The organism is Hahella sp. NS-SX17, assembly GCF_057367735.1.
Map to the genome: position 1 here is coordinate 2539430 of NZ_CM170632.1, position 23258 is coordinate 2562687.

14 protein-coding genes are annotated in these 23258 nt (G+C 57.2%); 11 read left to right on the top strand and 3 right to left on the bottom strand.

Going from position 1 to position 23258, the window contains the following annotated elements:
* Nucleotides 1-792: 792 nt before the first annotated feature.
* The 11 genes from AC2IBB_RS11510 (at nt 793) to AC2IBB_RS11560 (ending at nt 19016) form a co-directional block, all read left to right on the top strand.
* On the top strand, nt 793-1497 hold the full coding sequence (locus tag AC2IBB_RS11510; RefSeq protein ID WP_486332999.1) for a thioesterase II family protein: 705 nt from the start codon (nt 793-795) through the stop codon (nt 1495-1497).
* A gap of 42 nt (nt 1498-1539) precedes the next feature.
* Nucleotides 1540-2364, top strand: a complete 825-nt coding sequence (locus AC2IBB_RS11515; RefSeq protein WP_127972419.1) for an SDR family oxidoreductase — start codon at nt 1540-1542, stop codon at nt 2362-2364.
* 63 nt (nt 2365-2427) lie between these two features.
* Nucleotides 2428-5415, top strand: a complete 2988-nt coding sequence (locus AC2IBB_RS11520; protein WP_486333000.1) for a non-ribosomal peptide synthetase — start codon at nt 2428-2430, stop codon at nt 5413-5415.
* A gap of 4 nt (nt 5416-5419) precedes the next feature.
* Nucleotides 5420-9250: an amino acid adenylation domain-containing protein gene (locus AC2IBB_RS11525; RefSeq protein WP_486333001.1), complete on the top strand. Its 3831-nt coding sequence runs from the start codon at nt 5420-5422 to the stop codon at nt 9248-9250.
* A gap of 19 nt (nt 9251-9269) precedes the next feature.
* Nucleotides 9270-14543, top strand: a complete 5274-nt coding sequence (locus AC2IBB_RS11530) for an amino acid adenylation domain-containing protein (RefSeq protein ID WP_486333002.1) — start codon at nt 9270-9272, stop codon at nt 14541-14543.
* Between the two features lie 82 nt (nt 14544-14625).
* On the top strand, nt 14626-15819 hold the full coding sequence (locus tag AC2IBB_RS11535) for an ATP-grasp domain-containing protein (RefSeq protein WP_486333003.1): 1194 nt from the start codon (nt 14626-14628) through the stop codon (nt 15817-15819).
* A gap of 56 nt (nt 15820-15875) precedes the next feature.
* Complete coding sequence (locus AC2IBB_RS11540; protein ID WP_486333004.1) at nt 15876-16664, top strand: AzlC family ABC transporter permease; 789 nt, start codon at nt 15876-15878, stop codon at nt 16662-16664.
* 1 nt (nt 16665) lies between these two features.
* Nucleotides 16666-16980: an AzlD domain-containing protein gene (locus AC2IBB_RS11545; RefSeq protein ID WP_486333005.1), complete on the top strand. Its 315-nt coding sequence runs from the start codon at nt 16666-16668 to the stop codon at nt 16978-16980.
* 49 nt (nt 16981-17029) lie between these two features.
* Nucleotides 17030-17818, top strand: a complete 789-nt coding sequence (locus AC2IBB_RS11550) for a carbon-nitrogen hydrolase family protein (protein ID WP_486333006.1) — start codon at nt 17030-17032, stop codon at nt 17816-17818.
* A 504-nt stretch (nt 17819-18322) separates the two neighbouring features.
* Complete coding sequence (locus AC2IBB_RS11555) at nt 18323-18517, top strand: hypothetical protein (protein ID WP_486333007.1); 195 nt, start codon at nt 18323-18325, stop codon at nt 18515-18517.
* A gap of 70 nt (nt 18518-18587) precedes the next feature.
* Nucleotides 18588-19016 (top strand): hypothetical protein, encoded by a 429-nt coding sequence (locus tag AC2IBB_RS11560; protein ID WP_486333008.1) that lies wholly within the window; start codon nt 18588-18590, stop codon nt 19014-19016.
* Nucleotides 19017-19049: 33 nt separating this feature from the next.
* Here the strand turns inward: AC2IBB_RS11560 and AC2IBB_RS11565 are convergent, their stop codons facing one another.
* The 3 genes from AC2IBB_RS11565 to AC2IBB_RS11575 form a co-directional block, all read right to left on the bottom strand.
* Nucleotides 19050-19529: a CDP-archaeol synthase gene (locus tag AC2IBB_RS11565; protein WP_486333009.1), complete on the bottom strand. Its 480-nt coding sequence runs from the start codon at nt 19527-19529 to the stop codon at nt 19050-19052.
* A gap of 84 nt (nt 19530-19613) precedes the next feature.
* On the bottom strand, nt 19614-21347 hold the full coding sequence (locus AC2IBB_RS11570; RefSeq protein WP_486333010.1) for an ABC transporter ATP-binding protein: 1734 nt from the start codon (nt 21345-21347) through the stop codon (nt 19614-19616).
* 97 nt (nt 21348-21444) lie between these two features.
* The gene (locus AC2IBB_RS11575) at nt 21445-23256 is read right to left on the bottom strand and encodes an ABC transporter transmembrane domain-containing protein (RefSeq protein WP_486333011.1); all 1812 of its coding nucleotides are present in this window, start codon (nt 23254-23256) and stop codon (nt 21445-21447) included.
* Nucleotides 23257-23258: the final 2 nt, after the last annotated feature.

Sequence of the window (23258 nt, forward strand, 5' to 3'; positions counted from 1 at the left end):
CGAGATTTTGATGCGCCTTCCTGGCTTAAATGTCTTTAGATCGCTTTTCCACTGGGGCTGGACTAATGGGCAAACTGGCGATGGGAAGGGCGTCTTTATTCCCTAACTCTGCAATATAGTAAAAAATACGGATTACCGGATTGAAGCGGCTAAAAAAATATATATAATCACGTTTTGTTGATTAAACATTAACAGCACTACGAGTATTACAGGATGTTGTATTATAAGCCAAAGGGGACGGCCTCTATCCGTCCGTTTATGTCCTATCCCGGCTATATTCTCTCGGGCTCCTCTCTCCACCGCTTCTTATCCCGTTTATACAAGTATAGTTAAGTTTTTAAGTGAAATTTCCACGCCTTGTTTTTAAGGTTGTAGCAAAAATGACATCAACTTGTCGTTATGGAATTTATGCTGTCAGGCGCGCCATTGCTAGCGGCTCACAACGAGAATGATTTTTGTGCCAATAAAAATCAATGGCTTATGGTGTTGCGCTTTGATTGGGGGTGATAAGAAATATCGCTTCTGGCGTCATACTTATGCAATCTGGCGAGCATTAAATGGTTTGCGTATTTGATGTTTTTGTCTAATTAGACAACTTTAACGGGAATCAGGAAGTATTAATTGTGGAAAGGGAAGTATATGGAACCTCGCATAGACTTATTCTAGTCCGTCGATAAATACCGATCATTATATTTTTATATAAAGCTAAACAGGCTTTATGGCCTCCTATTGTCTGGCGTTTATAAATGCGCCGGCGGAAAAGGAAATAGTAATAACTAAAGGATACAGAAAATGAAAGAAGTCTCTCTGGTTAACTTGGTTTGTCTCCCCTTCGCTGGCGCGGGCGCATCGGTGTTTCACGAGTGGAAGGATTTGTCCGAGAAGCTCAATGTGATCGCTGTGCAGTTGCCGGGACGGGAGAAGCGCTTTGTTGAGCCCGCCTACACTAGCGTGGCGGAAGCAGTGCAGGGAATCATGCCCGAGTTAATGGCTGAGCTGGATTTCTCCAAACCCATCGTCTTTTTTGGACACAGCCTGGGCGCTGTGCTGGCGTTTGAGCTGGCGCGCGCCATGTGCGGAGAGGAAAAGGCCAATGTGCAGGGGTTAATCGTGAGTGGCTCTCCAAGCCCATGGAACAGCAGGGAAGAGCGCGCCTCTGGATTGCCGGATGATGAATTTGTACGCCGGGTCAATGAATTTGCCGGCTACTCTCATCCCGCCCTGGAAGACCCCATCATGCGGGAAGTGTTGTTGCCGACGCTGCGTGCGGATGTGGAGATGCATGAAAGCTATCAACCACTGGCGGATGACTCCTTGCCGATCACGGTGCTGACTATTCGCGGCAGTGACGATGAACTGGTGACGGCTGAGGATAAAGCGCTCTGGAGCAAAGCTTCTTCGGTGCAAACTCTGCACGAAGAACTCCCCGGCGGTCATATGTATTTGATGGACGATCCCAAGGCGCTTATCGCCCTGATCGAAAGTGCGGTTCTTTAATTTTTGTTATTAGTGGATCGCAGTGTCGTCAAGGAGATAACTATGAGACTAAAAGGAAAAGTTGCGCTGGTTACCGGCGCAGCCAGAGGGTTGGGGCGCGCCTGCGCCCTTGAGTTCGCCAGACAGGGGGCGGATCTGATACTGCTGGATATTGGAAGAGATATCGCCACCGTGCCTTATCCCCTCGGATCGGAGAGCCAGCTTCAATACACCGCTCAATTATGTGAAGAGCAGGGCGTCGCGGTATTGACTGGTCTGGCGGATGTGACGCGACAAGCTGAGATCAATGCTGTCGTCGCAAAAGGGCTGGATCGCTTTGGGCGCATTGATGTGCTGTTGAATAACGCAGGCATCGCTGCGCCGTCAGGAAAAATCGCCCATGACATCAGTGAAGATGAATGGACGACCATGATTGACGTCGATCTTTCCGGCGCCTGGCGGATGATTCGCGCAGTGGGCGCCGCCATGACGGAGCGTCGCTCCGGCAGCATCATTAACATTGCCTCTACGGCGGGGGTGGTCGGTTACCGCCATTTCTCCGGTTATGTCGCGGCCAAACATGGCGTCATCGGTCTGAGCAAAGCCGTCGCTCTTGATTACGCCCCGCTTAAAGTCCGGGTCAACGCGTTATGCCCGGGGTCCGTTCGCGACGCCTCCCATGTTGAAGGCCGCATGTTGTCTGAGATCGCGCGCTCCCTGCACGTGCCCGTCTCCGAGCACGAAGACACCTTTGTGCAGGCGCAGCCCATGAATGCGCTGATCGAGCCTGAGGATATCGCCCATAGCGCTGTCTGGCTGGCTTCTGACGAGTCCCGTCAGGTCACCGGAAGCGTGATCACCGTCGACGGCGGCTTCTCCGCGCGTTAGGCGGTGGAAAGAGGTCTTCGCCAAGGACTGTCCAGATTTTCTCATTCGACATAAGGCACTTCCATGAAAAGCACTTTTTTTAATTACCCGGAAATGGCCGGGAATCTGAGCTCTTACCTGAGTGACGGCGATGTGGCGCCCAGCGCATTGCACGCCGCCGCCTATCGCCTGACGCAATCCGTCAATTCAGAGGCCGTTGCGATGCGGCTAAAACACGCCCTTGCAGCCCTGCCGTTTATGCAAAAGGCGGCCGAGGGGCGTGAGTACGTCTGGATTGAGACGCTGCATTTGCGGGCGGACAGCTATCAGGCTGCGGACCGGGTCAGAAAGGAAATGGAGAGGCCGCTGGCCGAGACGTTTCCCTATATTCGCGTGGTGTTATTAACCTACGCAGACCGCTTGGTTGACTTGGTGATTGTCGCCAATCGCGCGGTTTTTGATAAAGCATCCCTGGATGCATTCGTCTGTGCGGCGATCTCTGAACAGGACGCTGTTTACCATTCGCCTGCGGCGGCGTCCGGATCTGAGCTGGAGTTGTCCTCTCTGCTATCCGCCGATTTTTCACCGCTTCCAGACTGGCGGGGCAAGGGCGAAGAGGGCGTAATCAGAATGCGTCTGGGCGTTTTCAGCGGCCAGGATGACCAGCAATTGGTGGCGGGTTGGATCAGTGCGCTGGCTACGGTATGGGCTCGCTATTCTGCGACGAACGTACCCGTCGTTGCCGTTAATGACAGCCGCGCCGAGTCGGTGAGCGGATGGTCGCTAGTCACCGCGCCGGTGCAGGAAGACGCCACAGCGCAGCGTCTTAAAGCAAACATCGAGCAGTCGTTGCAGCAACCGGTCTGGCGCTCGCAGGAGCTGGCGAATCGTCTGCAAGACTGTGAAAACGGCGGTGAAGTGTCTCTGGCCGCGCTCATCTATGACGCCGCAGCGTCACCGCACGCCAAGGTGGCGGCTTGCGACTATGCGCCATCTTTGGGAGCGCCTTATCCGCTCACGCTGCTCATTGAGAGTCAGGGGCAGGGTCGATATTGCATCAGCGGGCTGGCTGACGGCGCTTTGTTTGCCGGAGACAGCGTCGAACAGTTCTTTCAGTGCGTGCGCCGGGCGTATGAGCGCTTGCGCGAAGATGGCGAATTGAATCTGCGCAGCTTTCCGCTGCTGGATGAAAAGGCGCAGCAGGAAGTCGCCGCGTTAGGCGTGGACCGTGAGCTTGGCGATATTCCAGCAGAACGTCTGGAGGAATTGTTCGCCCGGCAGGCAGCTCAAACCCCAGACGCCGTCGCGCTCTCCTACGAAAACGAGCAAATGACCTACGCGCAGTTAGAGCGCAAGGCGCATCTCATGGCGTTGAATCTGGTTGTGCTCAACGTCAAACCCGGTGATCGCGTTGGTATCTGTCTGGAGCGGTCATTTGATTTGATCGCGTCTATGCTGGCGATTCTGAAAGCGGGGGCAATATATATCCCCATGGACCCGGCCTATCCGGAAGAGCGTCTGTCATATACCTGTGAGAATGCCGAGATTTGTCTGGTGATTACCGACGCAGACGCATTCCCGGTGGCGGAGGCGCGGCGGCTGATAGCGCCGTCAGAGCTGGAGCGGGATATTGACGATGCGCGGGTGACGACGCCCTCTGCAGAGCATATCAGCGCCGATGACGCAGCCTATGTGATTTACACCTCAGGATCGACTGGCAAACCCAAAGGCGTGGTGGTTCCTCACAAGAATGTCGTCAGCCTGCTGGCGGCGACGCAGGAGGATTTTGGCCTCAATGCGCAGGACGCCTGGACCTTTTTCCACTCCGCCGCGTTCGACTTCTCAGTGTGGGAAATATGGGGAAGTCTGCTGACGGGCGCCCATCTCGTGATTGTGCCCTATTGGGTCTCCCGCGCGCCTGACGAGTTTCTGGAGCTGGTCAGGGATAAGCAGGTTTCGGTGCTGAACCAGACCCCTTCCGCTTTCTCCCAGTTTATGGAAATGGAACGCAACGGCGCTGCGCTGGAGCATTTGCGACTGGTTATTTTCGGTGGCGAGCCCCTCGACGCGAAGATGCTGATGAAGTGGTTCGACCGCTACCCCGAATCCCGTTGTCGTCTGGTGAACATGTTCGGCATCACCGAAACCACGGTGCATGTCACCGCCCAGACCATTGCGCGCGCAGAGGCCATGGCCGGTTCGCGCTCCGTCGGTCCGGCGATTCCTGGTTGGCGTTTATATGTATTGGACGCCGCCCGCAATATTCTGCCGGTGGGCGTGGCGGGTGAAATTTACGTCGCGGGAGCGGGCGTCGCTTCGCAATACCTGAACCGTCCGGAATTGACGGAAGAACGCTTCATGCCCGACCCCTTCTGCGGTGGTCGCATGTATCGCAGCGGCGACAAGGGGCGTTTATTGCCATGCGGACGCCTGGAGCATTTAGGGCGCCTGGACAGTCAGGTGAAGTTGCGTGGCTTCCGCATCGAATTGGATGAAATCCGCAAAGTGTTGCTCGGCGTCCATGGGGTAGAGGCGGCGGCGGTGGTGTTGAACCAGCCGGATAAAAACGATCCGGCTTCCGCCCGTCTGGACAGTTATCTGGTGTTGTCGGATATCGCCGTGGAGGACGTGATCGTCAAAGCGGAGAAGATGCTGCCGGCTTATATGGTGCCTTCCACTTTCACTCCGGTTGACGCCATGCCGCTGACGGCGAATGGCAAGCTGGACGTTAAGAAGCTGCCTGAACCCAATGCGCGCCGCAAAGCGGCGGATAAGCCCAAGGTCGTGGCGGAGCGTTCTTCCGAGCCTGCTAAAACCAGCTTGGAAGAGACTGCGGCGGAGACAGAAGCCGACCGTCTCGTCGCTGACATGGTCAGGGTCTGGAGTGAAGTGCTGGGGCGTGAAGTGACCGCGGCAGACAACTTTTTCAGCCTTGGCGGCAACTCCCTTTATGCGGTCAGAATCGCCTCCGCCATGAGAGCGGCGGGTCTGCCTGCGCTTCCGATACGTGAGTTATACGTGCGGCAGACCATTGAAAAACTGGCGCCGGTAATGGTCGGCAATGGAGGGTAGTGATATGGATTTCACCGAGCTTGAAGCGATCCGCGCGGCGGAAACCTATTGGCGGGGTCTGTTTGACGCAGAGTGGTCGCCAACGGAACTGAAAGCGCCGTTCCGTGCGGCGGAGCCTGTTGAGCGTCTGGTGGCGAGCATCCCTGTTGGCGCAGACCTGCTGAGCGCCATTGAAAGCGCAGCCGCTGAGATGGGCGTTACGCAGCAGCAAGTAGCGTTGGCGGGGTGGTTGACGGCGTTGATGCATTTTACTGACATGGAGCGGCTGACGCTGTCAGTGCAACTCGACGACGCCACGATTATTCCGCTGACGTTCACGCTGGATTCCAGCGCCGATCTGGCCTCAGTGATTGATCTGATCGCGAAGACGATGACGGAAGCGTTGTCTCATCGCGCGTTTCCTTATCTCAAGCTTGCCGCGGAAGAGTATGGTCTTCTGCCGCCGGCGCAGGACTTGCTGACGCCCCTGCTGTTCAATCTGGGAGAGAGAGACGCTCCGCGTGCGCCCATTGTCATGGGGCTGCGCGTCACGGCGGAGGGAGCCGAGCTGCTGGTTCAGGGGGGCGGCGTGTTTGCATCCTACGGCTACCTGCGCCCTTTATGCACTGCGATTATGAATATTCTGGAGATGGGTTTGTTGCAGGACAAACCTTTGTCTCAGCTGGAGCTTTTAGCCCCGGATGAAATTACTGAGCGGTTGCAGCGGGGAACGGCGACGGTCACCCCCTTTGATGAATACGCCAGAATTGAAGAAGCCTTTGCGGCGCGCGTGGCGGAAACCCCCAGGGCGCTGGCGATAACCCATGGTGAGGCGTCCCTTACTTACGCTGAACTGGATGAGGCCAGCTACCAGCTCGCCCAAGCCCTGCGCGAGCTGGGCGTGCAGCCAGGTCAGGTTGTCGCCATTCATACCCCGCGCAGCATCCCCATGGCGGTTTCCGCACTGGCGGCGCTCAAAGCGGGAGCCGTCTATATGCCTTTGGACCCTGACTATCCCGCCGAGCGCATTCAGTTGCTGATGGAGGACAGTCAGGCCGTCGTGTTGATTCACAGTGAAGAGGCTCCGCCGAGCGCCCTGGCCGGTGCGACACATGCGTCGCTAGCGCTGGACATGCCTGGCGGGCGGGTGCGCGCCTTGCAAATCCAGACGTCGTCGCAGTCCGCCCCGGCGGATTCTCAGGCGGCCTATCTGATGTTTACGTCCGGCACTACCGGGCGTCCCAAAGGCGTACTGAACACGCACGCAGGGGTTCTGCGATTGGTTCGGCGCGCCACTTATCTCGACCTGAAACCCGGCGTGCGCGTGGCTCAGGCCGGCGCAACAGGATTTGACGCCAGTGTGTTTGAAATCTGGGCGGCGCTGCTCAACGGCGGCTGCCTGCAGATTGTCGATCGGGAAGTGCTCCTGGACAGCGTTGAACTGGCGCGTTTTTTCCGGGAACGGAAAACAGATGTTGCGTTGATTACGACCTCGCTGTTTTCACAGCTGGCCAGCGATGATCCCGCCATGTTCGCGCCCTTGAGTCAGTTACTGGTGGGCGGCGATGTGATTTCTCCGAAGCAGGTGGCGGCGGTATACGCCGCCTGTCCGGGAATCGTCATTCTGAATGCCTACGGCCCCACTGAAAACGGGGTCATATCCACGGTGCAGCGTATTGATCCCGCTCGACTGGACAGTATTTCCATCGGCGCTCCCATCAGTAATTCCGTTGCGCTGGTGCTAAACCGGTTTGGTCGTCTGACGCCGTCGTTGTTTGAGGGCGAGCTGTATGTCGGCGGCGCTGGCTTGGCGTTAGGGTATTTGGGGCGGGAAGACGAAACGGCCAAAGCATTCGTACCTCATCCTTATGCTCCAGGAAGCCGGATCTACCGCACGGGAGACCGGGCGCGCTGGAATGTCGAGGATGAGCTGGAGTTTCTCGGACGCCGGGATTTTCAGATCAAAATTCGCGGCTTTCGGGTTGAGCTGGGCGAAATCGAGAAAGCGGCGCTGTCGCATCCGACGGTGAGTGAAGCCTTGGTGCTCGCACTCAAGCCCGAAGGCGCAGCGGAATATCGGCTGCATTGCTATTTAGGCGTCGCTGACGAGTTTGATCTGGATAGTTGGCGCCAGCAACTCATCGACCAACTACCCTCGCACATGGTTCCGGCGGCGGTCTGGGCCATGCCTGAATTGCCGTTGACGGTCAATGGCAAGGTGGACCGACGCGCGCTGGCGGAGATGAAGCAGGTAGAGTCCGGCGGCGCCGAAGCGGTGGATGATATCGAACGCGTCTTGCTGGAAATAGGCCGCTCGCTTTTGAACATTGACCATCTGGCGACGGATGACGACCTGATCAGATTGGGCGCAAGCTCGTTAACCGCCGCCATGATCGCGTCGCGGGCGCGTCGTGACCTGGGCGTGAAAGTCTCTGTCGCTGATGTTCTGCGCAGTGGCACGGTGGCGGAGTTAGCGACGTTGGTCAGAGGGCAACCGGGGCGGAGCGCCACAACGGGTGGAGTGATTGCTTCTCCAGCGCAAGCCAGCATAGAAGCGACGCCGCAACAGGTGCGTTTGTTCATCGAGCAATCCAAGCAGGCGGACGCCTGTCATTACAATTTACCGATTTGGGTGGCGCTGCCGGCGGATATAGACCCGGTTCGCTTGCAGGAGTCCTTGCGGCGATTAGTGGGTCGACACGAAATTCTCCGCACCTCGTTTGAACGCGAAGGAGAAGTTACCCGGCAGTTGATTCATGCCGACCCAGCTGTGTCGATAGCGGAGGCGCCGGCGGCTTCAGACGTATTCAATGCGCTGGCCCAATTCATCCAGCCCTTCGACTTGCAGCAGGGGCCCCTGTGGCGCGCAGCGCTCTATCGCGACTCAGAGAAAACCTATCTGCTCTTCGATATCCACCATATTTTGACCGACGGCTATTCACTGCTCCGTTTGTTTGCAGAGTGGGAGGCGCTGTATCGCGGCGAAAGTTTGTCTGCGTCGCCCCTGCAATATCGTGACTATGCGCACTGGCTGGCCAGCGACGGCGGTCAGGCCCATCTGGCGGAGCAGGAAGCCTATTGGCTGAAGATGTATGCGGAGAAGCCTGCGCTGCCGGATTTGCCTACGGACTTTCCAAGATCCGGGGTGCGCAGTCTCAGTGGGGAGTTTCTTGAGTTTGATTTGGGAGAAGAGAGGACGGCGAACATTCGTCGCCTGTCCGAGTGTCTTCAGGTCAGCGTCTATCAGTTCCTGCTGTCCTGTTATGGCGTCTTCCTGGCTCAGGTTACCGGCGATGACGACATCACCATCGGGACGCCTGTCGCGGGTCGTCTGGCCCCTGGCGTCGACGACATTCAGGGGATGTTCGTGAATACGCTCTGCTTGAGGCTGCGGCCGGCTCTGGCTGCGCGCTTTGAAGACTATTTGCGGGAGGTGGCCGACATGACGCTGAACGCCTTCGACAACCAGGATTACCCCTTTGACCGTCTGGTGGCGCAGGTTGCTGCGGACCGTTCTTATGGACGCTCTCCGCTGTTTGACGCCATGTTTGCGCTGCAGAACACAGGGCTGAGCAGACAAACCTTTCTGGGCGGGGCGATCATCTGGACGCCGGCGGCGACCGGCGCAGCCATCTATGACCTCAACCTGCAAATTGAAGATGGCGAAACCAGCCTGCGAGCAAGCTGGCATTTCAATCGGGATCTTTTCACCGCCAAGACAATGGCTTCTCTCCGTGATCGGCTGCTGGAGATCATGGATAAGGCGCTGAGCGATGTGAATAGCCAGATTCGAACGCTGAATCAGGACGAAGAAAGTGGCCCGGTTGCGTTACCGGAAATCGAGTTTGAATTTTAAAATTTAGAGGCAGTAGGACATGCAGTCTATAGAAACCAAAGGACAATTAAAGGTTGCGGCGGCGCAGCGGCCGGAGCACGGAAAATACTGGCGCAGTCTTTTAGCTGAGCCGGTGGAGAAAAGCCTGTTTCATCCCGATAGAGTGAAGCCTTCGGGGTCGCTGAATCAGCGCTATGTGCATACATTGGACGCCGACGTAAGGCAGCGCCTGCATAAGTTAAGCGGCGGCAAAACCGCGACGCGTCAAGTGGTCATGCTGTCGGCGCTGGCGGAATTGCTGCGTCGCTACACCGGCTCCGACACGGCCTGCATCGGTCAGCCGTTGCAACCGGAGCAAACCAAACTGTCCGACTATCTGGCGCTGCGCATTCAGGCGCCGGCGCACGTGAATTTTAAGCAGTTGCTGGGCGCGGCGCGGGACGCCATGCTTGCGGGGCTGGAATTCTGCGACTATCCGTTGACGGTGTTGGCGGATGAGTTTGGCCTGGAAGCGGAGAAGGGCGGCAATCCCTTTTTTGATGTGGCGTTGGAAGCGCTTGAGAAGGCTGACGACTCGGTATCCAGTCAATTTCAGTGTCGGGTGCTGTTTAGTCACTTCGTTGGCGCTGAGCAAGGGGAATTGACGATTTCCTATGACGATGGCCTGTTTGATGCGGACAGCATTCAGCGTATCGCCGAACACTTTGAGAAGCTGCTGCTGGAGCTAGCAAGCGCGCCTGACGCAGAGGTCACGGCGGCTTCCATCACCACGCCAGCGGATGAGGCGTTGCTGCAGCAGGTCAATGCGACCGAGCGGGAATATCGCCGGGATGTCAGAATCGAAACGGTTTTTGCTGAGCAGGTGGCGCAGACGCCGGATGCGACGGCGGTGGTTTGTGGTCAGGAACAACTGACCTATGCGCAGCTTAATGACGCAGTGAACGCCCTGGCGGCGCAGTTGCGGGCAGCCGGCGTGGCGGAAGATCAGCTGGTGGCGGTGGCGGCCGAGCGCTCAACGCAGATGATGGTGGCGATCCTGGCGATTTTAAGAGCCGGAGGAGCCTACTTGCCGATAGACCCGGGTTATCCGGCAAACCGGATTCAGTATGTACTGGAAAACAGCGGCGCCAGCGTCATTCTGACGCATCGTAACCTGCTGCAGTTGGATACGTCCGGCTATACCGTCATCGATATTGACGAGAAAGTGCAGGGCGCAGAGAGCGCGGCGGCGTCTGCAACAGTTGGCGGTGCGGAAAATCTCGCCTACGCCATTTACACCTCAGGCTCTACCGGTAAACCCAAGGGCGTTTTAATCGAGCATCACTCCGTCATCAACCGGATCGCCTGGATGCAGAACGCCTATCCGCTAACGGCGGAGGACTTCATCCTGCAGAAAACGCCGATTTCATTCGATGTGTCCGTGTGGGAATTGTTCTGGTGGTTCTTTACCGGCTCCCGCGTCTGCATGCTGGAGCCCGGCGGTGAGCGCGAACCGGAGAAAATCGTGGCGGCCATTGAGGCGAATAAGGTGACGACCATGCACTTTGTGCCGTCCATGCTGAACGCCTTCCTGGATTATGTGGAGTCCACTCAGGCAGTGCCCCGCTTGCAGTCTCTGCGCAAGGTGTTTACCTCCGGCGAAGCGTTGACCCTGCATCAGGCGGAGCGTTTCAAGAAGCTGCTGCACGCAGCCAATGGAACCCGTCTGATCAACCTGTATGGGCCGACCGAGGCGACGGTGGACGTCACGCATCTTGACTGCACCGCCAAACCTGAATTGGACAGGGTCACTATTGGAAGTCCCATCGATAACACTCAGATTCATATTGTAGACAAGCAGTTGCGCCGTCTGCCTGTTGGCGTTCCCGGAGAGCTTTGCATCGCTGGCGTCGGTTTGGCGAGGGGCTATCATGCGCTGCCGGAAATGACGGCGGATCGCTTTGTCACAAATCCTGAAAACGCCTCTGAACGCTGGTATAGAACCGGCGATTTGGCGCGCTGGCTCGGCAATGGTGAAATCGAGTATCTGGGCCGTCTGGATCATCAGGTGAAAGTACGCGGTTTTCGTATTGAACTGCAGGAAATCGACGCGGTTCTGCGTTCCCATCCCGCCGTGCGCGACGCGGTCACGCTGGTGCACCGCGCCGCTGGTCTGGACAAACTGGTCGCCTACGTCACCGCAAATGGCGAGCCGGAGCAAGAGACCCTGCGTCAGCATGTGGCGGGGCAGGTTCCGGCCTATATGGTTCCAGATATGGTTATCGTGTTGGAGCAAATGCCGCTGTCGCCGAACGGGAAACTGGATCGTAAAGCGCTGCCGTCGCCGGACAGCTATTTGCAAACCGCGGAATATACTGCGCCCCGTAACCGCACCGAGGAAATTCTGGCGGGCATCTGGCGCGAGGTGCTGCAGTTGCCTCGCGTTGGCGTGCACGATAACTTTTTTGCGATTGGCGGCAACTCGATTCACTTCGTCACTGTTCTCGCCAAGGCCAGAAAATTCGATCTGGAGTTCACCTTCCAGCAGTTGTTCGCCAACCCTACGATAGCGACATTGGCGCAGGCGATGGAAGAAGAAAAAGGCGAGCTTCAGCAGCACCGCTTTGACGCGTTTGAGCTGCTCGGCGAGCAGGACCGCCAGCGTCTGCCACAAGGCGTTGATGACGCCTATCCGCTGTCCATGTTACAGGCGGGACTGATATTCCAGAACGAGCTGACTTTCGGCACGGCGCAATATCACGACATTATCAGCTACATCATTGAGAGCCCGATCAATCTGGAGGTGTTCAAGCGCGCGGCGGACATTCTGGTCAAGCGCAACCCGATCTTCCGCACCAGCTATCACCTGGATGGCTTCGACGAGTATATCCAGATGGTGCATACGAAAGTGGAAGCGCCGCTGTACTGTCACGACCTGCGGGGAATGAGCGAAGAAGAGCAGGAACAGTGGCATCAGAACTGGCTGGCGGAAGAGAAAGCGTACCGTTTCGAATGGAATCAGCCCGGCCTGGTGCGCCTGCATGTGCATGTCCTGCGCGACAACATGTACCGCTATGTGCTCAGTCAGCATAACTCCGCCCTCGACGGCTGGAGCATCACTCTGGTGCATACGCAGCTGTTCCGCATCTACAACAGGCTGCTGCAGGGCGGGACCTTTGACGAGCCGCTGGTGGACAATCACATTCGCAATTACATCGGCCTGGAAGCCCAGTCGTTGCGCTCCGTCAGTGATCGTGCGTTCTGGGAGAATATGCTGGACGGCGCGACATATACCCGTCTGCCCAAACTGGACTCCGCGCAGCCCGTCTCGGAGCTGTCTGTGCTGTTTCATGAGGTGGACATCAGCAAGCAGTTGTCCGACAGGATCATTGCGCTGGCTGACCAGTTGGCGGTTCCGGTCAAAACACTGTTGATGGCGGCGCATCTTAAGTTCCTGAGCGTGGTGTCCGGCGATGCTGACGTCATGACCGGTTACGAACACAGCGGCCGTCCTGAAGCGGAAGACGCCACCAAGGCGATCGGACTTTTCCTCAACACAGTGCCGTTCCGGGTGGATGTCGATGTGGAGTCCTGGGCTGGCCTGATTCAACGCGTGTATCAAGCGGAAGCAGCGTTGTTGCCGCACCGTCGTTATCCCATGGCGCGCATGAAACAGGATATCGGGACGCAGGAGCCGCTGTTCGACACCGCTTTCAACTACACCCATTTCTATTTGTTGAAAGAACTCAAGGAAATGCCGGAGTTCAATTTGCTGGACGTGCGGGCGAACTCGGAGACGGAATTCGCGATTCGGGCTGAGTTTTGCCGTCACTTCTTCACTGACGATGTGAAACTCAGTCTGCACTACCACGAGCACGCTTTCACGGCGGAGCAGGTGGAGAACTTCGCGCAATACTATCTCACTATCTTTGAGAGCATGACTCAGGACCCCAAAGCGGACCCCAGACGCCAGCCCATTCTGACGCAACAGGAACTGGCGGTTATCGCAGAGCAGGGCGCTAAAGTTCCGGTGAGTCTAGCGCAGCGTCCAGAACTGAAAAATACGGATGCGGGCGTTTATCTCCTGGGAGAATCAGGGCGTTTTATCCCTGTGGGAGCGGTCGGAGACCTGTACTTTGTGAACGCGGAAGCGGACAGACTGGAGACTGATGTTAACCCGGCCCTGAACGGCCTGGGATTGCGACCCACTGAACTGAAGGGGCGCTACGTCCAGGATGGCGGCGTTGAGATTGTCAACGAGGCGGCGACGCTGATTTTCCGGAAGCCTGAGTTGCAGCAGGGCAAAACCGTCGACACAGCGGCGGCGCAACAGACTCCTCTGGACGCGGTGGAGACGCGCATCGCGGCGGCCTGGGCGCAGGCGCTCAAGATTCCCCAAGAGAATATTGGACGCCACGATAACTTCTTTGATCTGGGCGGCAACTCTCTGGCGGCGATGAAAGTCACGATTCTGCTGGAAGGACTGATTTCCCTGGTGGATCTCATGCGCAACTCCACTCTGGCCCCGCTGGCGGATGTGGCCAGAAAGAAAATGCCCGCCGACGAGGCTGACCTTCTGGTGGCGCTGACTCCTGATCGGCGTGCGGCGCCGGTCACTCTGGTGTGTTTCCCCTATGCGGGCGGCAACGCGATTAACTTCAAGCCATTCGCCGAACGTCTTGCTGAGATGAACGCCGAGGTGCAGGTTTTCGCCGTGGAGCCACCGGGGCATAACCTGAGCGATACCGGTGAAGCGCTGTTGTCCGTCGAGGAGTTGGCGAAGAAGGTCGCTGCGGAAATCAGCGCCAATATCAGCGGCGACGTCTTCATTTGGGGACATTGCGTCGGCAGCGCCGCCGCCCTGGCCACCGCCGGTCTGCTGCGGGAGAGCGGCCGCGTCGCCGGCGTATTTATCGGCGGTAAGTTACTGCCTGACGCGGAGCGTTCCCGCAGCCTTGCGGCCGAGCTGGAATCCATGCCGTTGAAGGACGTGGGCGAGTGGCTGGTGACGCAGACGGGTTACGGCGATCTGAACGCCTTGTCCGAGCCGCAACTGGCGCAATTGGTGAAAGCCTTCCGTCATGACGCCTGCGGCGCCAACCGTTACCTTGCTGATTTAACGGAAAACGGGACGCCTATGACACTGCCACTGACCATGGTGGCGGCGCAAGACGATCCCCTGACGCCGCAGTATCGGGAGCAATACCTGGGATGGAGCAAGGTGTGCGAGTCAGTAGCGTTGATTGAGCTGGCTGACGGCGGCCATTACTTCTGCCGGACCAAACCGGCGGAAACCGCCGCAGCGGTCAGCGAACTGATGCGACTGTCCCAATAACGTTAAGGCCCCACTCCAGACGGCGTGGGGCCTTTGTCGTGACATGCGTATTAATAACAACACATGAAATCAAGGATCAGACATGAAACTGGCCATATTGCCATTGCCGTTTAATCTGGACGTTGCGCAGTCCATTCTCAGCCAGGCGGGAAACTGTGCGCACGAGTTTGTGTTTATCGACATGCAGGAGCGGATTGATCGCATTCCCGCTTCCTGGTGGCCGCAAAACGTCAAAGCTGTGGCCTGCTCCCCCTCCGACGTGGACGCCGTGATCCGGCTTGTGGAGGCGGAAGCCTGTACACAGGTTATCTCCACCGCTGAAGCCGGACTGACCATCGCCGCCAAGGTGCGCAAGCACTTCGGCTTTGCAGGGCATAGCGAAGACGTGGAACTGTTCAGCATTGATAAAAGCCTGATGCGCCACACCCTGGTGGAAAAGGGGCTGTCCTCGGTTCAGTCATTCAGAACCACCGTCGCCGAACTGGCGGAAGCATTGCTCTCCGTCGACTTTCCGGTTGTCGTCAAACCGGTGCGTTTGGGAGGAAGCATTTGTGTGCAACTGCTGTCTTCCTATCCGGAAGTGGAAGGTTATCTGGAGCGCGTTCGCAGCCATCCCTATGGCGGCGATAAAACCGAGCTTACCGTGGAAAGCTATATCGGCGGTAAAGAGTTCAGCGTGGAAGGGCAGGTCTTTGATGGCCAGGTCTACTATTACGGTCTGACGGAGAAGCGGACGACGGATGCTCCGTATTTTGTCGAAACAGGCCACACTTTCTACACCCGTCATCCCCACTTGGAAACGTTTGCTGATTATTTCCAGCAGGTATTTGAGGCGCTGGGCATGCGCAACTGCCCCTTCCATCTTGAGTTCAAAGTGGACGGCGACAAGATAGAAATCATAGAGCTGCACTCTCGCTTCGGCGGCGACTTTATTACCGATCTGATCCATTTCAGCACGGGCGCGGAAGTGTTTGCGGATCAGTTTAATTTCCTTGCGGATAAAACTGTTCCGGCTCCGATCATAGCCCGGGATCGTCTGGTCAGCATTGAGTTCGTCATGGCGCAGGAAGGCGAGTTAAAGGCCTTCGCCTTTCCGGCTCAGTTCGAAAGCAGCGTGAACGTGCTCAAACAAAAGCAAGACGCGCGCATTGGCGACAAGATCAAGTCCAGCACGGGATTCTATGACCGGATTGGCTGGATGATCTTTGAGTCCGACAATCCGCAAAGCCGGGATGAGCATCTGAAGCTGTTCACCCCAGTCGTGACCGTAGGTTGAAGCGGCGGCGTTTATGTCCAGCCTTGAAAAACTTTGCAGTGAGGGAGCCCTTTAGTATGGAAAGTGTGGCCGCAAAACCGGATGACAGCTCCGGACAGCCATTAAACTCGCAATTAAGACAAAAGCACTTCCTGGATGGCGTGAAAGCCATGTCTCCATTTATTCTTTCCGCCATACCGATGGCGATGATCGCTGGGGCGTTGGGCGTCACCAGTGGACTGACCGGTTTGCAGACGCTGCTGCTGGCCATGTTGGCGAACTCGGGAACCATTCAGTTTGTCGTCTACATGATGCTGCAGGAGTCAGCGAGCTGGACGGTGGTTCTGCTGACGGTGCTCACGTTGAGTCTGCGTATGATGATTTACAGCATCGTACTGCGGGACAAGGTCAATGATATTTCTCCCGGATGGAAACTGGTGATGGGGTTTGGCCTGATCGATGCGCTGTTCTTTATCTTTGTGGAGAAGTTTAAAGATAAAGACGCGCCGGTGACGGCTCGCCAGTGGTTTTATTTGGGGGGATCGTTTTCCATTTACGGCGCCTGGACTGCCGCCACCGTAGTCGGCATTCTTGTCGGCTCCGCGCTGCTTGAGTGGGCGGGCTCCGGCGTTGATTTCCCCATGACCGCTCTTTTTGTCGCCATGCTGGCGTCCTGTCTGGTGGATAGAAAAGCTTACTGCATTGTTTCGGTTGCAGGCCTGACGGCGATATTGGCTCATCATGCGCCATACGGATTGGGAACCATTCTGGGGACGGTCGCGGGCGTCGCCGCCGGCGTGTTGTACGGTCGATGGGTTCCGGCGAAAAACGCGGAAGCGGTTGTGGAAGAGGTTAAGGAAAGCTGAGATGGATATTTATATTCTGATTGCATTGATCGCCGTGTGTGCGTTTCTGCCTCGTTATCTGCCCTGGGTGGTTTGGGCGGGAAAACCCTTGCCTGCCAAAGTGGAAAACATTCTGCGCATGACGCCGGCGGCGGTCATTGCTGCGCTTGTCGCGCCGGCAGTGGTTTTCGTTGAGAAAGAGGTGTCTTTGAGCCTGTTGACGCACCCCTATTTTTTAGCGTCAGTGGCCACATTTGCGCTCATGTTGTTTACTAAACGGCTTATACTGTCCAGCTCGTTGGGCGTGGCTGTTTTTGTGCTTCTGAAAATGTTATAGCCGGCCCATTCAGCCCCGGCGTCAGGCGTCGCCGCGCCGGGGCAGTCCAATGTCTGACAGGCGCGTGCAATTTATCAAGGAATTTATGATGCAAGGCGATTTCAAAATAGCCGCGGCTCAGTTTGGCCCGGTGCGAGGGGATGTTAAGGAAAATACGCGGAGACATTTGCGGTTGATAGCGGCGGCCGCCGCAGAAGGCGCTAATGTGGTCATTTTTCCTGAGCTTTCTCTGACGGGGTATGAGCCGGATCTGGCGAGGGAGTTGGCGTTCACCGATACGGATTCTCGTCTGGCGCCCTTTCAGGCGGCGGCGCGAGAGCAGGGCGTGACGCTGATGGTCGGCGCGCCGGTGCAGGAAGGGCAAGGCAAGCCTCACATCGGCCTCTTTGTTATCAGCCCGGAAGCGCCGCTATTTCATTACAGCAAAATGCATTTACATCCTGGTGAGGATCAGCACTTTGCGCCGGGCGCCAGCGAAAAGGTATTTGAGCTTCAAGGCGTTGCATTAGGGCTGGCGATCTGTGCGGATACTGGCGTCGCCACCCATGCCCGCAACACGGCCGCCGCCGGCGCCGCCGCCTATTTGAGCTCGGTCTTGATTACCGCTGGCGGGTACGATGAAGACACCGCCAAACTACAGGATTACGCACAGACCCATGGCATGTGCGTGGTCATGGCCAACTTCAGCGGCCCCTCCGGCGGCTGGGAGCCAATCGGCAAAAGCGCGGTATGGAGCCCCAGCGGCGACCTGCTGGCCCAGGGGCCGCAAACCGGCGAAGCGCTGGTGATTGGCGTCAAAGCCGAGGCAGGCTGGTCTGGTTACGTTAAGAATATTTGACGGTTATAGAAGATTGCGTCCGTTAGTCGGTGGCTTGAGGGATTAAAGTCACCGATAACCTGCTTGATGAGTATGTCAATTTCAAACCAACTTCCACTACTACTTCAATGTCTCCGCAGGCGCGGTGTTTAAAGAGAGTAGGCTTGGAGAGGTCCAGGGCTGCGCGCCCGAAAACAGGGCGGACAGGCGGATCGCCAGGGTGTCCGATCTCTCTATTCCGCCTCAGGAGCTCATCCCCTAGAGCTACCGTTTCCCTCAATCGGCGCCTGATTATTTTCGTTATCAAAAAGCGCCTGCAATCGGCTGTTTTGCCGCGTAAATTAACGCAGTTCACCCAATAGGGGGAAAAATTGCGACTTGCGTCCGCCGGTTTCATCTTCTACATATTAAGTATGGGGACTGTAACAATTCCCCAGTGCATTTCTCGCTGTAATCAGTGCTCAGGACGTCCTTGGAAGTTCATGGGACAGGACCTTATAAGTAATAAATAGAAAGGAGACTGCTATGGCGGACACTCAGAGAACGCAGAATGTCGTTAAGTTGATGAAGGAGTATATCGAGCAACTGGAGCAAAGTGGTGAACTGGAGCGCTTGCTGGAACAGTCGCGGGCGCCCGGCGATAACGATCTGGAGTTGGCCGAACACTACAGTCGTGATCGGCGGTACATTCTCCGTCGCATTCGAGCGCGGGGATTATGACTATTTCTTCCACCGGAAACCTGCGGGAGGCCATTCCTGCGGGTTTCCCTGTCAACTAGGGCGCACAGGCATGACAACCAGGATCGCCCTGCCGTTTTTTGACGAGATCCATCAGTTGGCGGTGGATATTGTCAACGCCTCGGCGGAAGGCGACACCAAAGCGTTATGGCGCAACTACCAACAGCTGCGAAAGCTGTGTGAAAACAACGAGTTCACCCCGAGAAATCACCCCTTTCAGTGGGAGGCGCTGGCGGACTTTACCTGCGACAGTCGGCAGGCGCTGCAGATATACCGCAAGGCGCTGGCCTACGCGGAAGAGCAGAACCTTGTGGACTATTCAGCTTCGATTACCTTCGCTATGGCTAACCGGCTTTACGACGATGGCGAGCTGGACGCCGCCCGTGAGTTGCTATTGCAGGCCAACGAGTTGGCCAAATCCACTAATGACCTGGAGTTGAGGCGGGAAATCAGCGTGTTGCTGCTGGCCTGTTGTGAATAATCCCTTCCTGAGTCGATACCTGAAGTAAGCGCCTCAATAGGGTTTCTTGCGCACGCCCAACCGAAACAGCAGGGGCGATATGCCCCAATTCACAAGCACAAACGCGATAAAGATAACGCCAATTTGCAACAGGGACAGGCCAAGGGCATGCTGATATGCGGCTAATGGCAATACCGTTTCCAGAAATTGATCCAGAAACGGCGCGCGGCTGCTGGGCGTCAGGTTAAAGCGGCGTTTGCAGAAACTGGTGATGATGTCGCCGAGCATGGCCAACAACGCGACCATGCAACCGGTCAGTATGGAAAAGCCGAGTAAGGGCGCAGCCAAGGCGCTGATAAGGACGGCGGCGATAAGGCCCCGCCAGGTTTTCCCAGGGCCGAGCAAGGGGCGGCCATCCTTGAAGCGGGCGCCGGAATCAATGGGAAGGCCGCCTCGATCGCCCATTAGAAAGCGGGCGAACACCGGGGCTCCATTAGCAATCAGTAAGAGCAGTAATACTCTCAGTTCAAGCATAGGGGCTGCAGTGGCGATGCCTATTCGTCGACAGACCCTAAAAGCTTAGCTGTGAATCGCAGGCTTGTCAGACCAGCACTGCTCTCAGTCGGCGAGCAGATGCGCCGTTTGTATGCTGTACAGGTGCTGGTAGAGCCCCTCCAGCGACATGAGCTGACGATGGTCGCCTTCCTCCACCAGCTTGCCGTGATGCAATACGATGATCTTGTCGGCGTGGCGAATGGTGGAAAGACGGTGTGCGATGACAATCAGCGTCACTTCGCCGTGCAGCCGGTTAACCGCTTGCTGCACTCGCGCCTCGCTTTCGCTGTCCACCGTGGCGGTCGCTTCGTCGAGAATCAGTACTTTGGGCTTGCGCAGTAACGCCCGCGCCAGCGCCACCAAGTGACGCTCGCCGTTGGACAATCTGCCGCCGCGCTCTCCAAGAGGCGTGGCCAGCCCTTGCGGTAGACGCTGCAGCATACTTTTAAGACCGGCTTTGGCCAGGGCTTCCGTCATTTCCTGTTCGCTATAGTCGCGATCCAGACGCAGGTTGTCCGCCAGCGTGCCCTGAAACAGGAACGGTTCCTGTTCCACCAGACACACATCCTGACGCAGACTGGTCGCGGAGAGGGTGTTGAGGGGGTGGTCGTCGATCAGAATGTCGCCTTTTGTGACCGGATAAAACCGGATCAGCAATTGCATCAGCGTACTTTTGCCACTGCCGGTGCGTCCGACCACGCCGAGCATACCGCCGGCGGGAATATCCAGAGATACATCCTGCAATACCTGGGTTTCTCCGTTATAACTGAAACTGACATTGCGCAGGGTGATGCGGCCGTTGGTGATCTGGTTGACGCCATCGAAACGCTCCGGTTCCGTATCCAGCAGTTCGAACACTCGCTGTCCCGCCACCAGGGATTGCTGCATGATGTTGAGGCGCTGGGTCAGTTCGATCAGGGGTTCGACGAAGCGGCCCAGATAGCTGATGAAGGCGTAGAGCACGCCAATCTCCACCACGTCTTCCAGAGACTGCCTGCCAAAGAAGTACACGATAGACGCCAGGGTGGCCATGGAAAACATGTCGATCAGGGCGCGCAGCATGAGACCGTCCAGCTTCACATTCTTCACCCGCCAGCGGAAGTGTTCCTGCACTGTGCTGCGAAAGCGTTCGTTGAAACGCTTTTGCTGATTCAGCAGTTGAATAATCGGCATGCCGTTGAGGGATTCGTGCAACTGCGCGTTGATGTCGCTGAGCAATGCGCGCACCTTCTGGAACATGGGCGTACTGAGGCGCTGATACATCACCATGGCGCCGACCACCAAGGGCATCAGCGCCAGGCACACCAGCATGAGGCGGACGTCGAGCACCGCCATCATGATGAAAATGCCGGTGACCAGCACCACGTTGGTGATGAAGTTGGCGATCACATTCAGGAACAGCTCTTTTACGGCTTCCGTGTCGTTGCTCAAGCGCGACACCAGCGCGCCGGTAGCGCTTTTGTCGAAATAGGACACTGGACGCGACAGCACGCTTTGAAACACGTCTTTGCGCAGTTTTTCCACTACCTGCAGAGCGATACGGCTGAACACCAGCGGCGCGCCATAGTGCGCCAAAGAACCTATCAGCAGCGACACCACGTAAATGACGAACAGTTGCACTGAGCCTGAGTCCATGTAACGCCCGTGCGACAGGTAGTCGTCGATAAAATGCTTGATCAGGTAAGGCCCCAGGACATCCATCGCTGTGGCCAGCAACAGAATGGCGCAGCCGCCTATCCATAGTTTCTTCCAGCTCGCGCTGGCGGCTAATAACCGCTTAAACACCCGCCACTGCATGAACCTATCCAACCCCGTACTTTGTTTATTCGATACTTATTAATTCAAAAGCCGGCCGCTGCAAATCGAGGCTCAGCTATCTCGCTTTGTTCCGCGATTACTCTTGTCGCACGACCTTGTCTTGCGGCTGAACCCTGTCCAGATCCTGCTCAATTTGCTGCAGTTCGTAAATCTGGCTGTACCAGCCGGCCTGCGCCACCAGTTCTCTGTGATTGCCCTGTTCCCGGATTTGCCCCTGATCCAGCACCAGAATTTTGTCGGCGTGGCGCAGGGCGGACAGGCGGTGCGAGACGATAATGGTGGTGGTGTCGCGACGCGCGTCCTTCAGGTGTTGCAGGATGCGGTTTTCCGTGCCGGTGTCCACGGCGGAGAGGGCGTCGTCAAGGATCAGCACAGGGGCGTCGATAAGCAGCGCCCGCGCCAGCGCCAGACGCTGCTTCTGGCCGCCGGACAGGGTGACGCCGCGTTCGCCGACGACGGTGTCATAACCGTTTTGGAACAACTCGATATCTTCATGCAGGGCCGCGAGCCCCGCCGCTTTTTCTATTTCCTCGCGGCTCGCCTCTGGACGACCCAGGGAAAGGTTCTCCTCAACCGTGGTGGAAAACAGGAAAGGCTCCTGGGGGACGTAGGCGACATGCGCGCGAAACGCCGCCTGTTGATAACGCTCCACTGATTCGCCGCCCCAGGCCACTGATCCTGGCGGCAGGGCGTACTGACGCAGGATAAGCTTGATCAGAGTGGTTTTGCCTGAGCCGGTTGGCCCGGTTATTCCCAGTGTTTTTCCCGCCGCCAGATGGAATTGAATCTCCCGCAGCGCCGCCTGTGCGGAAAGGGCGTCCTGCTCCGCGTCGCCCGCAACGGGTTCCTGATCCGGATAATGGAACGCATCGATGGCCACCTGCAGAGACGTATCCGGCAGGGACTTCAGCTCGCCGGTATCGGGAATCTGCGGCGCCTCCGCCAGCAACCGTTTGATGCGATCATAAGCGGCGGAGCCCCGCTCGGCGATGTTCAGCATCCAGCCGAAGGCGAACATGGGCCAGATCAGGTAACCCAGATACATGGTGAAGCTGGTGAGCTGGCCCAACGTCAGCGTCTGTTGGTGAATCAGCCAGCCGCCATAGGTGACGGCGGACAGGAACGAAGCTCCTATGGTCAGCACAATGGTCGGTTCGTACTTGGCGTCGGTGGCGGCCACTTTCATGTAGGCTTGCGTGGCGGTTTCCGCGGCGTTGGCGAATTGCTTCGCCATGGCGTCCTCCTGACCGTAGGCTTTGATGGTGCGAATACCAGAGATAGACTCCTGACTCAGCTCCGTCAATGCGCCAAAGGAGGCCTGTGCGTCCGAGAAGCCGGTATGCAGACTGCGGCCGAACTGATACATGAAGATCGCCATGATCGGCCAGGGCAGCAGCGCCACCAGGGTAAGGTCCCAGCTCAGGGTGATCATCATCACCGCCAGCACGATAATGCCGGTCAGCAAGCCGTCGAAAGTGGCCAGAATGCCTTCGCCTGCGGTCATCTGCAGGGCCTCGACATCGTTGGTGGCGTGGGCCATGAGATCGCCGGTGGTGTGTTTGCGGAAGTACTGCGGCGACATGGTGGTCCAGTGTCGGTATAGATCCTGCCGGGTTTCCGCCGCCAGTTTATGGGAGGCGCCGAACAGGAAGATCCGCCACAGCACGCGGAAGATATAGATCAACACCGCCAACGCCAGCAGTTCGCCTACTGTCATCATCAGGTAATCCGCATCCAGCGTCTGCTGCGCGATGCGATCCACAAACTCGCCGATCAGGTGAGGCGGCAGCATCAGCAATAGCGCCACCAGCGTTAGCATCACCACCGCCGCGAGATAGGGCGGCCAGTTGCGGATGAAAAAGAACCGCAATTCCCAAAATATTTTCATTA

What these genes read in the sequence shown, in the direction of transcription:
- AC2IBB_RS11510 (WP_486332999.1), top strand. Translation starts at nt 793, where the DNA reads ATGAAAGAAGTCTCTCTGGTTAACTTGGTTTGTCTCCCCTTCGCTGGC.
- AC2IBB_RS11515 (WP_127972419.1), top strand. Translation starts at nt 1,540, where the DNA reads ATGAGACTAAAAGGAAAAGTTGCGCTGGTTACCGGCGCAGCCAGAGGG.
- AC2IBB_RS11520 (WP_486333000.1), top strand. Translation starts at nt 2,428, where the DNA reads ATGAAAAGCACTTTTTTTAATTACCCGGAAATGGCCGGGAATCTGAGC.
- AC2IBB_RS11525 (WP_486333001.1), top strand. Translation starts at nt 5,420, where the DNA reads ATGGATTTCACCGAGCTTGAAGCGATCCGCGCGGCGGAAACCTATTGG.
- AC2IBB_RS11530 (WP_486333002.1), top strand. Translation starts at nt 9,270, where the DNA reads ATGCAGTCTATAGAAACCAAAGGACAATTAAAGGTTGCGGCGGCGCAG.
- AC2IBB_RS11535 (WP_486333003.1), top strand. Translation starts at nt 14,626, where the DNA reads ATGAAACTGGCCATATTGCCATTGCCGTTTAATCTGGACGTTGCGCAG.
- AC2IBB_RS11540 (WP_486333004.1), top strand. Translation starts at nt 15,876, where the DNA reads ATGGAAAGTGTGGCCGCAAAACCGGATGACAGCTCCGGACAGCCATTA.
- AC2IBB_RS11545 (WP_486333005.1), top strand. Translation starts at nt 16,666, where the DNA reads ATGGATATTTATATTCTGATTGCATTGATCGCCGTGTGTGCGTTTCTG.
- AC2IBB_RS11550 (WP_486333006.1), top strand. Translation starts at nt 17,030, where the DNA reads ATGTCTGACAGGCGCGTGCAATTTATCAAGGAATTTATGATGCAAGGC.
- AC2IBB_RS11555 (WP_486333007.1), top strand. Translation starts at nt 18,323, where the DNA reads ATGGCGGACACTCAGAGAACGCAGAATGTCGTTAAGTTGATGAAGGAG.
- AC2IBB_RS11560 (WP_486333008.1), top strand. Translation starts at nt 18,588, where the DNA reads ATGACAACCAGGATCGCCCTGCCGTTTTTTGACGAGATCCATCAGTTG.
- AC2IBB_RS11565 (WP_486333009.1), bottom strand. Translation starts at nt 19,529, where the DNA reads ATGCTTGAACTGAGAGTATTACTGCTCTTACTGATTGCTAATGGAGCC.
- AC2IBB_RS11570 (WP_486333010.1), bottom strand. Translation starts at nt 21,347, where the DNA reads ATGCAGTGGCGGGTGTTTAAGCGGTTATTAGCCGCCAGCGCGAGCTGG.
- AC2IBB_RS11575 (WP_486333011.1), bottom strand. Translation starts at nt 23,256, where the DNA reads ATGAAAATATTTTGGGAATTGCGGTTCTTTTTCATCCGCAACTGGCCG.